Raw genomic sequence first — 12,018 nt, 5'->3', positions numbered from 1 at the left:
CTCTTCTATGAAAATAGAGTGCCGTACGAGGCGAAGGGTATGCCGTTAACTACTGGCGGTCAACGCATGCACGGCGTGCCCGAACATGGTCTGTTTGATCGCGCCGACCGTGCCTGGGTCTTTGGCGCCGAGGGGACGAAGAACCTCGACCGCCGCGGATGTCACTGCGCCCTCGGGGGCAACGGAGTCGACGATGTCAAGGCTTGCGGCGTCGTCGCCGCCGAAGCGGCGTCCGGTCGTCATCGACGCGACCGCCGCCTGCGGAGTGAGCTTGGCTTGGATCAGCGCTGCCATGCCAGGCGTAAAGGGGATACGGATGTCAGCTTCGGGAAAGCAGAAGAAGCCGCGGTCAGCGCGCATCACCCGAAAGTCGTGCGCCAAGGCCAACATTGCGCCTGCGCCGAAGGCGTGGCCGACCAGCGCCGCCGCGGTGGGGACAGGCAGGGTGAGGAAGCGGGCCAGCATGCCCTGAACGCGTCCGACATACCACTGGGTCCGATCCCCGTTGGCCCCCAGCCAATCGAGATCCAGGCCATTGGAGTAGAACTTGCCGCCGCCGGTGGTGACCAAGCCTTGCGCGCCGGCGCCGAGGACCTCATCGAGGTGCGCGTCAACCTCGTCGAGAAATCCTGGTGAGAAACGGTTTTCGTCGTCACCAAGATCAAGGATCGCGATCTTCTCGTCGTAATTGAGGCTAAACCCCATGTCTATTTCCCTTTCTTCAGAGGCGGTGGCCCGACGTCGAGAACCGCGCGCACCGACGCGCGTAGATGTTCACGGGCAGTTGCGTTGGCCAGCCTGTCACGACGCAGCAGGATGGCCGTCGGCAAATCGACAATGCAGGTGGTGATGGTATCGACGGCACGCGCATCTTTACGGTCCCATACGCCGACCGCGAGCCGGATCATCAAGCCGACAAGTAATCGATCGAGATCGCTTAGCTCCGTGGCGATTTCGTCAGGAAGATCGGAATCCAAGAGCTCATCGCGGCGCACCGTCAACAGCAGTTTGGAAGAGTCCGGATACTGCTCGGCGAACACCACCGGCGCATCAGCGGCGGCCACCACCGCCGCCCGCGTGCCGCCTTTCGCGATGGCCTGATCGACCAACGCGTTTTGCACAGTGAGGAATCGACGTCCGGCCCGCAGCCATGCCCGGCCCATCAGGCCCGAGCGCGAGCCGAACGTGTGGTACAGCGCGCCGTTGGACACACCGACGGTGGCGCTGATTGCGCGGATGGTCACCGAAGCGGGCCCGGAGGCCACCGCCAACGACTCGACGGCGTCCAGAACCCGATCCGGCTCGTACACACGCGGGCGGGGCACGCCAGCTATAGTAACAGAGCAGGTGCTCTATTACTCCGCCGCTAGGTCTGGGATCTCGCTGGGGTGCTCGACAGCTTCGGTGGTGGCGGCCGCCGTCACCCGGCCACGCACCAGAAACCAGCCGCCGATCAGGGCGGGGACGGCGGCTACCAGCGCCGCGATCACCCAGGGACCCTTCTCCGGGTCGAGCATCATCAGTACCAACACGCCGGCCAGGAACACCAGCGTGACGTAGCCGCTGTACGGGGCGAGCGGCATCCGGAAGTGTGGCCGCTGCATCGTTCCGGCTTTCACCCTGCGGTAGAACCGGAGTTGGCAGAGCACGATCGTCGCCCACGCCGCCAGCACCCCCACCGCGGCGATGTTGAGCACGATTTCGAAGGCTTGGCTCGGTTTGACCGCGTTGAGCACGACGCCGAACAGCCCGATGGTGGCGGTCAGCAGGATGCCGCCATACGGCACACCGTTTTTCGACATCCGTCCGGTGAACTTCGGACCGCTGCCGTTCACCGACATCGACCGCAGGACGCGGCCCGTGGAGTACAACCCGGCGTTCAGGCTGGAGAACGCGGCGGTCAGAACCACCACGTTCATCACCGAGCCCGCGCCGCCAAAACCGATTCTGGAGAAGAACGTGACGAACGGGCTCTCGCCGTGTTTATAGGTGGTGTAGGGCAGCAGCAGCGCCAACAGCAGGACCGATCCGCAGTAGAAGACCGCGATGCGGGCGATCACCGAGTTGATCGCTCGTGGCATCACCTTTTCCGGTTCCGCGGTTTCGCCGGCCGCGGTGCCGACCAGTTCGACTGCGGCATAAGCGAATATCACCCCCGAGGTGACCAGCACCAGCGGCAGGAGGCCGGTCGGCAGGAATCCGCCGTGGTCGGCCCAGAGGCTGGGCCCCGTGGTCCGCCCTTCGATCTTGAACCGGCCGGCCAGAAACACGATTCCGACGACCAGGAAAGTCGTCAGGGCTACCACCTTGATCAGCGCTGCCCAGAACTCGAACTCGCCGAAGGCCTTCACCGAGATCAGGTTCACCGACACCACGCCCACCAGCGCGATGAGCGCGAGCGTCCACTGTGGGACCGCCTGGAACGCGGTCCAATAGTGGAAGTAGGTTGCGATCGCGGTGCTGTCGACGATGGCCGCCATCGCCCAGTTCAGGAAGTACATCCAGCCGGCGACGAAAGCTGCTTTCTCCCCGAAGAACTCGCGGGCGTACGAGACGAACGAGCCCGTTGCCGGGCGATGCAGTACCAGCTCGCCGAGCGCGCGCAGGATCAAGAACACAAAGCCGCCGCAGATCCCGTAGATCAAAAACAAGCCGGGCCCCGCGGACGCCAGCCGTGCTCCCGCGCCCATGAACAGCCCGGTCCCGATGGCTCCGCCGATGGCGATCATCTGCATCTGCCGGTTGTGCAGGTCATGGTGATAGCCCGCATCCTCGCGGGCGAGCCCAGCGTTCTCGCCGGCGGCCGGTCCGGGCGTGCTGGGCGGCGGTGGCATCGGGTTCCTATCGTCGTGGCTTGGTGCGACGCTGCGACGCGGGCACGCCCTAGAACGCACTGGTTGCGAAACTATCCCACGCTGTGACGGCGCTCTCAACAGTCGGGGAACAAACTCTTGAGCAACGCCGTTGACGCCTTTGAATAACTTGAGTGGATAAGGCTCAACTCTGGCTTGACATCGACGCGGTGGGGAAGGCAGTCTTGAGCCAGGTTCACTCAGCAGCGTAGTGCAAGAGAATGCTCGACTATCAGGAAGGATTCACCATGGCTCGTGCGGTCGGTATCGACCTCGGGACCACTAACTCCGTCGTCGCAGTTCTGGAGGGTGGGGACCCCGTCGTCGTCGCCAACTCCGAGGGCTCGCGGACCACTCCGTCCATCGTCGCGTTCGCGCGTAATGGCGAGGTACTGGTCGGCCAGCCTGCCAAGAACCAGGCGGTGACCAACGTTGACCGCACCATTCGGTCGGTGAAACGACACATGGGCACCGACTGGTCTGTCGAGATCGATGACAAGAAGTACACCGCGCAGGAGATCAGCGCGCGCGTTCTGATGAAGCTGAAGCGCGACGCCGAGGCCTACCTCGGTGAGGACATCACCGACGCGGTGATCACCACGCCTGCCTACTTCAACGACGCTCAGCGCCAAGCCACCAAGGAGGCTGGTCAGATCGCCGGCCTGAACGTGCTGCGCATCGTCAACGAGCCGACCGCGGCCGCGCTGGCCTACGGGTTGGACAAGGGCGAGAAGGAGCAGCGGATCCTGGTCTTCGACCTCGGTGGCGGCACCTTCGACGTGTCGTTGCTGGAGATCGGTGACGGTGTCGTGGAGGTCCGCGCCACCTCGGGTGACAACCACCTCGGCGGCGACGACTGGGACGACCGGATCGTCAGCTGGCTGGTCGACAAGTTCAAGGCCAGCGCAGGCATCGACCTGACCAAGGACAAGATGGCCATGCAGCGGCTGCGCGAAGCGGCCGAGAAGGCCAAGATCGAACTGAGCTCCAGCCAGGGCACGTCGATCAACCTGCCCTACATCACCGTTGACTCCGACAAGAACCCGCTGTTCCTCGATGAGCAGCTCACCCGTGCGGAGTTCCAGAAGATCACCCAAGATCTGCTGGACCGCACCCGCAACCCGTTCCAGCAGGTGATCAAGGACGCCGGTATCTCGGTTTCTGAGATCGACCACGTGGTCATGGTGGGTGGTTCCACCCGCATGCCCGCGGTGACCGAGCTGGTCAAGGAGCTCACCGGCGGTAAGGAGCCCAACAAGGGCGTCAACCCCGACGAGGTTGTTGCCGTGGGTGCTGCCCTGCAGGCCGGTGTGCTGAAGGGCGAGGTGAAAGACGTTCTGCTGCTTGACGTTACGCCGCTGAGCTTGGGCATTGAGACCAAGGGTGGCGTGATGACCAAGCTGATCGAGCGCAACACCACGATCCCGACGAAGCGGTCGGAGACCTTCACCACGGCCGACGACAACCAGCCGTCGGTGCAGATCCAGGTCTATCAGGGTGAGCGCGAAATCGCTTCGCACAACAAGCTGCTCGGCTCCTTCGAGCTGACCGGTATTCCGCCGGCTCCGCGCGGCGTCCCGCAGATCGAGGTCACTTTCGACATCGACGCCAACGGCATCGTGCACGTGACGGCCAAGGACAAGGGCACCGGCAAGGAGAACACGATCAAAATCCAGGAGGGCTCCGGCCTGTCCAAGGAAGAGATCGACCGGATGATCAAGGACGCCGAGGCGCACGCCGAGGAGGACCGCAAGCGGCGCGAAGAGGCCGATGTCCGCAACCAGGCGGAGACGCTGGTCTACCAGACGGAGAAATTCGTGAAGGAGCAGCGCGAAGCCGAAGGCGGTTCGAAGGTTCCCGAGGACACCCTCAACAAGGTCGACGCCGCGGTCGCCGAGGCCAAGACGGCGTTGGGCGGCACCGACATCGGCGCCATCAAGTCCGCGATGGAGAAGCTGGGCCAAGAATCGCAGGCCCTCGGCCAGGCGATCTACGAGGCCACCCAAGCCGAGCAGGCGGCGGGCGGCGCGGGCGAGCCCGGCCCGGGCGGTGCCGATGACGTCGTCGACGCGGAGGTGGTCGACGATGACCGGGAGGCCCAGTGAGCGAACCCAAGCCATCCGAACAGGTAACCGTTACCGACAAGCGGCGGATTGATCCCGAGACCGGTCAAGTACGCCACGTGGCTTCCGGAGCCGCCCCCAGCGGGGCGGCGCCGGAGGCCGCGGATGCCAAAGCCGGCGAAGGCGCAGCCACCGCCGACAAGGTTGCCGAGCTGACCGCCGATCTGCAGCGGGTGCAAGCCGACTACGCCAACTACCGCAAGCGGGCGTTGCGCGATCAGGAAGCGACCGCCGAGCGCGCCAAGGCTGGCGTCGTCAGCCAATTACTGGGCGTGCTCGACGATCTCGACCGCGCCCGCAGCCACGGAGATCTAGAGTCTGGCCCGCTGAAGTTGGTCGCCGACAAATTGCTCAGCGCCCTGACCGGGCTTGGGTTGACGGCGTTCGGCGCCGAGGGCGACGACTTCGACCCGGTGCTGCACGAAGCAGTGCAACACGAGGGCGATGGCGGCCAGGGCTCGAAGCCGGTGATCGGCAACGTGATGCGGCACGGTTACAAATTGGGTGATCAGGTGCTGCGGCACGCTTTGGTCGGGGTGGTGGACACCATCCCGGATGACGCCGCAGAAACCGAGACCTCCGACACAGTCGATAACGACGCGAACGAGGATGAGCACGACGCAGAATCATCAGAGCCGTCGGAGAGATAACGACGAGCTCACTAGGGAAAGGCGGAAGGGGGTGACGCGATATGGCCCAACGCGAATGGGTCGAAAAGGACTTCTACAAGGAGCTGGGCGTCGCTCCTGACGCCGGCCCAGACGAAATCAAGCGGGTGGCCCGCAAGCTGCTCGCCGAGAATCACCCGGACCGCAACCCCGGAAACAAGGCCGCCGAAGATCGGTACAAGGCCGTCTCCGAGGCCAAGGAAGTGCTCACGGATCCGGCCAAGCGCAAGGAGTACGACGAAACCCGTCGGCTGTTCGCCGGAGGCGGATTCGGTCGCCGGTTCAACGGCGGGGACTTCGGTGGCGGCTTCAATGTGGGCGGCTTCGGCGGTGATGGCGCCGATTTCAACCTCAACGATTTGTTCGATGCCGCCGGTCGCTCCGGCGGCACCAACATCGGCGACCTGTTCGGTGGCCTGTTCGGTCGCGGCGCTTCACAGCGCCCGAGCCGTCCGCGCCGCGGCAACGACCTGGAGACCGAAGCCGAGCTGAGCTTCATGGAAGCCACCAAGGGCGTGGCGATGCCGCTGCGGCTGACGAGTCCGGCGCCGTGCACCAACTGTCATGGCAGCGGGGCCAGGCCGGGCACCAGCCCGAAGGTGTGCCCCACCTGTAACGGTGCGGGTGTAATCAGCAGCAACCAAGGCGCTTTCGGCTTCTCCGAGCCATGCACCAATTGCCGCGGTAGCGGGTCGATCATCGAGAACCCTTGCGAGGAGTGCAAGGGGACCGGTGTCACCACCCGCACCCGCACGATCAACGTGCGGATCCCGCCGGGTGTCGAGGACGGACAACGGATCCGGCTGGCCGGCCAAGGAGAGGCCGGGCTGCGCGGCGCTCCATCCGGTGACCTCTATGTCACCGTGCACGTGCGGCCGGACAAGGTTTTCGGCCGCGACGGCGATGACCTCACCGTCACAGTTCCGGTCAGCTTCACCGAGTTAGCTTTGGGTACAACGCTTTCAGTGCCGACGCTGGACGGCAAGGTCGGTGTTCGGGTGCCGAAGGGCACTGCCGACGGGCGAATTCTGCGGGTACGCGGACGCGGCGTGCCCAAGCGGTCCGGTGGCCAGGGCGACTTGCTGGTCACCGTCAAAGTCGCAGTCCCGCCCAACCTGGAAGGTGCGGCGAAGGAGGCGCTGGAAGCTTATGCCGCCGCGGAGCGCTCCGGCGGCTTCGATCCGCGGGCCGGATGGGCAGGTAATGGCTGATGGCTAAGAACAGGAATGACAAAGGCGCGGCGCGGACCTTCTTGATCTCGGTGGCCGCCGAGCTGGCTGGTATGCATGCACAGACGCTGCGTACATATGACCGGCTCGGTCTGGTCAGCCCAAGCCGCAGTTCCGGTGGTGGACGGCGTTATTCGCAGCACGACGTCGAGCTGCTCCGCGAAGTGCAACGGCTATCCCAGGACGAGGGCGTCAATCTGGCTGGGATCAAACGCATTATCGAGCTGACCAATCAGGTCGAGGCACTACAGTCACGGCTGAGCGAGATGGCCGCCGAGATCGAGGCGCTGCGGGCCAACCAGCGACGCGACATCGCGGTGGTGCCCAAGAGCACCGCCGTCGTCGTCTGGCAACCCCGGCGCTAAGTCGCCGCTAGACACGGATGGAAAACACCGCGACGCCCCAATCGCCCGGCGGCGCGGACCGGTAACCGCCGCGGCGCAGCGCATCGGTGGGTGCGGCCATCGGCTCGAAGCACACGACGTCTTCGTCCGGCGGGGCGAAGATCTGCGCCGCCGGATACCCCTGCTCGAAGTGGACCTCGATACGACGGCCGCCACCGGACACCGCGAACACGGCGCCATCGGCAACCTCGTCATAGCCGTCGTCAAAGGCCTTGTCGCCCAAGGCTTCAGTCGTGGCGGGTTGCAATGTCATCTCACCGGTCGGCAGGCCCCGCCCGTCAAGCTTGAGGTGTCGCATCGCCGGGATCTCGATGATCCATTGGTCGCGCGGCACATCCGGCAACTGGAGATACGGGTGGAAACCGAAACACAGTGGCACCGGTCGATCGCCGGTCGGCGCCACCGAGGTGCGCACCCGCAAGGTCCGCTCGGTTAGCGTGACTGTCAGCGCTAGTCGATGCGGAAACGGAAAGCTCGCCAACAGATCCTGATCACCGAAGTTTGCTTCGGCGCTCAGCTCGTTGGCCGACTCATGCGTCACCCGCCAGTTGGGATAGGCGGCAAGCACCCCGTGAATCGGTAGCCCGCTGGGATCAGCGCGCACTCCATTGTGTCCGGCTGCCAGCGTGACTGTGGTGCCCTCCGCTGTATACGTGTTGCCGCCCAGCCGATTTGCCCACGGGTACAGGATCGGGATGCCCATCGTCTTGCCGTCGGCCACATAGGCGTCCAAACCGCGGCGCTGGCCGAGCAGTTGGACGCCCGAGTCAGTCAGTGAGATGCCGATCATGCCGGCGTCCGGGACGAACTGGGCTTCCAGATCTGACGACGCGTCGCCCAGCGTGACGATGTGCACGAGGTTAAGACTAGCTGTGCAGCGGATCGTGTTGGATGCGCTCTGGCGGCGCACCTTTGGCGATCAGTGCAGCCTTGGTCGCGCGCACCATCTCCGGTCCGCCGCAGATCAGGATCTGCCGGTCACCCCAGCCGCCGTATTTGGTGACGACGTCCATCAGCTTGCCGGTCTGTCGCAGATGCAGTCCACGCGGCGGTGTCACGTCGGGATAGTCGGCGGCCCAGGCGGGGTCGCCGTTGTGCTCGGAGACCGGCGTCACTGACAGCCAGGGATTGTGTGTGGCGACCTGCCACAGGGTGGGCAGGTCGTAGAGCTCGCAGGGATAGCGCCCGCCGAAGAACATGTGCACACGCGGGTTCACACCCCAGCGGGTGAGGTCCATGATGATCGAGCGCAGCGGCGCGAGCCCGGTGCTGCCCGCGACCATCAGCACGTCGCCGCCGTCGCGGTCGACCTGTAAACCGCCGTGCGGGCTGGACAGCCGCCACCGGTCGCCGGGCTGGGTCTCGTTGACGATGGCGTTGCTGACTAGGCCGCCGGAAACCGCGCGGACGTGAAACTCGATGGCGCCGCTGTCATCCGGCGGAATGGCCGGCGTCAGATACCTCCACCGCCGTGGGCACTGCGGCACCGCGACGTTCACGTACTGCCCGGCGTGGTAGTCCATCGGGCGGTCCAACTGCAGCCGAACTACCGCCAGGTCGCGAGAGATCCGCAGCTGCTCGACCACCGTGCCGTCCCACCAGGCCGGCCCCTGTTCGGCGTCGGCGGCGCCGCTCATCACCCCGGTAATCAAGTTCAGCGACTGCCCGGCGGCCGCGTCGACGGCATCGGTCCAGGCGTCGGCCAACTCGTCGCGCAGGGTCGCGTGCAGCGCCTGGCCCAACGTCTCGTAATGCTCGGGCAGCACCCCGTATTTGCGATGGTCGCGTCCCAGCTGAGCCAAAAACGCCACCGGCTCGTCGGCTCGCTGCGCAACCAGCTCGCCGTAAACCCAGTTCAGCGCATGAGCGAAGGCGATCCGTTGGCCGGCCATATCCGGAGGGAACAGGTCACGCAGCGAGACGTCAAGGGAAAACCAGCGGGTATAGAACCGGCCGATGAGCCCGTTTGCGTCGTCCGGATCGATGGCGGCGTGCAATACCGCCATCGCATAACGGTCGTTGAGGCTCACGCCCGACGATTTTATCCGGCATTGAGCGCTGGTCAGTACAGCGCTTTAGCGCCGTGGTAGAGCACGATCAGGCCGATCACCACCAGGATCGCTCCCATCATCGCGGCGTTGTTCTTTTCCATCCAGTCCTTGAGCCGGGCCATCGGCTCGTCGAGGCGCTCGCCGGCGGCCGCGTAGGCCAAGACCGGGATGCCGACCGTCGATGAGGCAACGACGAGGAAAATCACCCCGGTTATACAGTCGGCCGCGATGCCGAGTCCGCTGCTGCCGATGGCCAAACCGGCCAAGGCGCACATGCTGAGTACCTCGATCCGGAGCACCACCAAAACCAGCCCCGTTATCCCGGCACGTCGGGGCGTCAGGGTGGAGAAAGACCGCATCCATTTCGGTGGCTCGGTGCGGCGGCTCCGGTTGAGCCACTCGTAGATCCCGTACCCGATCAATGCAAGCCCGGCCACGACGCGCAGCCAGGATGCCCACGTCGGTGGAGAGTGGCGCAGCCCGCTTAGCGCGCCGGAGAACGCGACGAAGATCGCGGTCAGCGCGGCCAGCCCAACCAGCCAACCGCCCAGGAAGGCGAGACCGGTCGGTCGCGGGTGCGGGGTCTGCAGCACCAACACCGCAGGGACGATTGAGAACGGCGAGACCCCGATGACCAGGGCGAGCGGAATCAGCGTGGTCAGCACGGAACTCCAACTTCCTGTCACGGGCTGAATCTTCGCATTGCTCGCCTAGTCGCATCGAGATTGACGTCAGCGCGGCACCTAGGCGATTTTTTCGCACGGACGTCGATCTCGAGCGTTTTGGCGTTAAGCCTTGCGCCGCAGCAACCAGGCCGGCACCCAGTGCGTCACGGTTTTGCGCTTGGACCCGTAGACGACCGGATAGGTCACCAGACCCCACCAGTCGCCCTGCTCGCAGATGCCCCAGCAGGTCAGCCGGCCCTCGACGACTTTGTGCAGCTGCAGGCCGTTGGGGTAATACCGCCCCGACCGGTGCGGCTCCCGCGGAAAGAGGACGGTCAGGTCGACCAGCACAGTGATCGGCGGGCGCACCACGCGGAACGGGTTGCGGACCGGCTGCCCGTTGTATCCGATCGACGCGAGGTCGCCCACTAATCGATCATACGTTCGAATCGAGTCTAGGTTGGGGGGTCTGGGGTCTCACGCGTGGGATTAAAGCGTGTGGAGAGGCTGACCAGGTCGCCGTCGGCGAACGTGGGATCACCCGACGGGCGGCTGTAGGCACGAAACTGCGTTTTGCTGGCGTGCAGCGCGTAGTCGGGTTTGGCGACGATGACATCGACGAGTGCCCGTGTTGCGTCGTCAAGCTCGTCGGCTTCTGCCAATCGATGGACGAGCGAAATGCGGTGCGCAGTCTGGGCGTCGATCCGGTCGGCGAGCAGCACAATCTCGCGTGCTCTCGCGGCACCGATCTCGGCGATCAGGCGAGGTACCGTGCCCCAGGTCATCGGCACACCGATGTCGACCTCGGGGAGCCTGAACACGGTGTCGGTGGCGGCGACGCGGAAGTCGCAGGCCAGCGCGAGCGCGAATCCGCCGCCGATGACATGCCCATGCAGCCGCGCGATCGTCACCACTTCGCAGTCGGCGATGGCCTGGCAGGCACGGTAGCCGATCTGTGAGTGGTAGCGACGTTCGCGGCCGCTGGTGCCCGCAAATCCGGGTGGGTTGCGGAGATCGGCGCCGGCGCAGAACGCGCGGCCACGCCCGCCGAGGACAACCGCCTTCAGATCGAACCGCTGCTGAAGCCGGGTGTAGAGATCGGCCAGCTCCAGTAGCACGTCGTCGTCGAGGGCGTTGAGCGACTCAGGGCGGTTCAGTTCGACCCGCAGTATCGGCCCGTCTTCGTTGATTGCCAGCATTCAATGCCACCTTTCGTCGTATCTCAGTTTGGCGGGAGTCCGTCGAAATTCGGTAGAGTTGAGCGGAACAGACTCAACCTTGACGGCGTTGAACAACCCGAGAAGCATTTTTGACCAACCCCTTCTAGACCCAGATGGAGGTGTCGTGGATTCTTTTAACCCGACCACCAAGACGCAGGCGGCCCTGACATCGGCCCTGCAGGCGGCGACTGCCGCCGGCAACCCCGAGATCAGGCCGGCTCATCTGCTGTTGGCGCTGCTGACACAGAACGACGGGATCGCCGCGCCGCTATTGGAAGCTGTCGGCGTCGAGCCCGCCACTATCCGCACCGAAGCCCAGCGTTTGGTCGAGCGGCTGCCGCAGATCAGCGGCGCCAGCTCGCAACCGCAGCTGTCCCGTGAATCGCTCGCATCCATCACCACCGCTCAGCACCTGGCCACCGAGATGGACGACGAATACGTCTCCACCGAGCACCTGATGGTCGGACTGGCCACCGGCGACTCCGACGTCGCCAAGCTGCTGACCGGACATGGCGCCTCACCGCAGGCGTTGCGCGACGCGTTCGTCAAAGTGCGCGGCAGCGCGCGAGTGACGAGCGCCGACCCCGAGGCCACTTATCAGGCGCTGGAGAAGTACTCCACCGACCTGACCGCCAGCGCCCGCGAAGGCAAACTCGACCCAGTTATCGGTCGGGACAACGAGATTCGACGCGTCGTGCAGGTGCTGAGCCGTCGCACCAAGAACAACCCGGTGCTGATCGGCGAGCCGGGTGTGGGTAAGACCGCCATCGTGGAAGGGCTGGCTCAGCGCATCGTCGCCGGTGACG

The 12,018-nt window shown here is 65.1% G+C and carries 13 protein-coding genes; 5 read left to right on the top strand and 8 right to left on the bottom strand.

Features of this window, described 5'->3' with window-relative positions; translation table 11 throughout:
• Window positions 1–45 precede the first annotated feature (45 nt).
• The 3 genes from WB785_RS18830 to WB785_RS18820 are packed head-to-tail and all read right to left on the bottom strand — an operon-like array spanning window position 46 to window position 2,834.
• Complete coding sequence (locus tag WB785_RS18830) at window positions 46–705, bottom strand: enoyl-CoA hydratase-related protein (RefSeq protein ID WP_424080811.1); 660 nt, start codon at window positions 703–705, stop codon at window positions 46–48.
• A 2-nt stretch (window positions 706–707) separates the two neighbouring features.
• Window positions 708–1,325 carry a TetR/AcrR family transcriptional regulator gene (locus WB785_RS18825; RefSeq protein ID WP_424080810.1) on the bottom strand — a complete coding sequence of 206 codons (618 nt, stop codon included), beginning with the start codon at window positions 1,323–1,325 and terminating at the stop codon, window positions 708–710.
• A gap of 30 nt (window positions 1,326–1,355) precedes the next feature.
• Window positions 1,356–2,834 (bottom strand): amino acid permease, encoded by a 1,479-nt coding sequence (locus tag WB785_RS18820; RefSeq protein WP_424080809.1) that lies wholly within the window; start codon window positions 2,832–2,834, stop codon window positions 1,356–1,358.
• Window positions 2,835–3,100: 266 nt separating this feature from the next.
• Between WB785_RS18820 and dnaK the strand changes: the two genes are divergently transcribed.
• The 4 genes from dnaK to WB785_RS18800 are packed head-to-tail and all read left to right on the top strand — an operon-like array spanning window position 3,101 to window position 7,237.
• Window positions 3,101–4,957 carry a molecular chaperone DnaK gene (gene dnaK, locus WB785_RS18815; RefSeq protein WP_424080808.1) on the top strand — a complete coding sequence of 619 codons (1,857 nt, stop codon included), beginning with the start codon at window positions 3,101–3,103 and terminating at the stop codon, window positions 4,955–4,957.
• Entirely contained in the window at window positions 4,954–5,625 is a 672-nt protein-coding gene (grpE, locus tag WB785_RS18810) for a nucleotide exchange factor GrpE (protein ID WP_424080807.1), read from the top strand. Before dnaK ends, grpE begins: the two co-directional genes overlap by 4 nt.
• 41 nt (window positions 5,626–5,666) lie before the next feature.
• Window positions 5,667–6,854, top strand: coding sequence for a molecular chaperone DnaJ (gene dnaJ / locus WB785_RS18805; RefSeq protein ID WP_424080806.1), 1,188 nt, complete (start codon window positions 5,667–5,669; stop codon window positions 6,852–6,854).
• The gene (locus WB785_RS18800; RefSeq protein WP_424080805.1) at window positions 6,854–7,237 is read left to right on the top strand and encodes a heat shock protein transcriptional repressor HspR; all 384 of its coding nucleotides are present in this window, start codon (window positions 6,854–6,856) and stop codon (window positions 7,235–7,237) included. Before dnaJ ends, WB785_RS18800 begins: the two co-directional genes overlap by 1 nt.
• 7 nt (window positions 7,238–7,244) lie before the next feature.
• Here WB785_RS18800 and WB785_RS18795 read toward each other — a convergent pair whose 3' ends face one another.
• The 5 genes from WB785_RS18795 to WB785_RS18775 all read right to left on the bottom strand — a co-directional run bounded on the left by WB785_RS18795 (window position 7,245) and on the right by WB785_RS18775 (window position 11,191).
• Window positions 7,245–8,132 (bottom strand): aldose 1-epimerase, encoded by an 888-nt coding sequence (locus WB785_RS18795; protein WP_424080804.1) that lies wholly within the window; start codon window positions 8,130–8,132, stop codon window positions 7,245–7,247.
• Window positions 8,133–8,142: 10 nt separating this feature from the next.
• Window positions 8,143–9,306: an FAD-binding oxidoreductase gene (locus WB785_RS18790; protein ID WP_424080803.1), complete on the bottom strand. Its 1,164-nt coding sequence runs from the start codon at window positions 9,304–9,306 to the stop codon at window positions 8,143–8,145.
• Between the two features lie 32 nt (window positions 9,307–9,338).
• Window positions 9,339–10,013, bottom strand: coding sequence for a GAP family protein (locus WB785_RS18785; protein WP_424080802.1), 675 nt, complete (start codon window positions 10,011–10,013; stop codon window positions 9,339–9,341).
• Window positions 10,014–10,115: 102 nt separating this feature from the next.
• Window positions 10,116–10,421, bottom strand: a complete 306-nt coding sequence (locus WB785_RS18780; protein ID WP_424080801.1) for a hypothetical protein — start codon at window positions 10,419–10,421, stop codon at window positions 10,116–10,118.
• A 26-nt stretch (window positions 10,422–10,447) separates the two neighbouring features.
• Window positions 10,448–11,191, bottom strand: coding sequence for an enoyl-CoA hydratase/isomerase family protein (locus WB785_RS18775; RefSeq protein ID WP_424080800.1), 744 nt, complete (start codon window positions 11,189–11,191; stop codon window positions 10,448–10,450).
• A gap of 145 nt (window positions 11,192–11,336) precedes the next feature.
• On the opposite strand from WB785_RS18775, the gene WB785_RS18770 reads away from it, so the two are divergent.
• The coding region (locus WB785_RS18770) for a Clp protease N-terminal domain-containing protein (protein WP_424080799.1) at window positions 11,337–12,018 on the top strand (682 nt) is incomplete at its 3' end.

It is taken from the genome of Mycobacterium sp. (genome assembly GCF_049585075.1).
In the GTDB taxonomy this organism is placed as follows: domain Bacteria; phylum Actinomycetota; class Actinomycetes; order Mycobacteriales; family Mycobacteriaceae; genus Mycobacterium.
The sequence above is the reverse complement of the archived record's forward strand: the minus strand, read 5'-3'. Positions and strand labels throughout refer to the sequence as shown.

Coding starts and splice junctions, on each gene's coding strand:
- dnaK (WP_424080808.1), top strand. CDS start 3,101: ATGGCTCGTGCGGTCGGTATCGACCTCGGGACCACTAACTCCGTCGTC.
- WB785_RS18800 (WP_424080805.1), top strand. CDS start 6,854: ATGGCTAAGAACAGGAATGACAAAGGCGCGGCGCGGACCTTCTTGATC.
- WB785_RS18820 (WP_424080809.1), bottom strand. CDS start 2,834: ATGCCACCGCCGCCCAGCACGCCCGGACCGGCCGCCGGCGAGAACGCT.
- WB785_RS18775 (WP_424080800.1), bottom strand. CDS start 11,191: ATGCTGGCAATCAACGAAGACGGGCCGATACTGCGGGTCGAACTGAAC.
- dnaJ (WP_424080806.1), top strand. CDS start 5,667: ATGGCCCAACGCGAATGGGTCGAAAAGGACTTCTACAAGGAGCTGGGC.
- WB785_RS18830 (WP_424080811.1), bottom strand. CDS start 705: ATGGGGTTTAGCCTCAATTACGACGAGAAGATCGCGATCCTTGATCTT.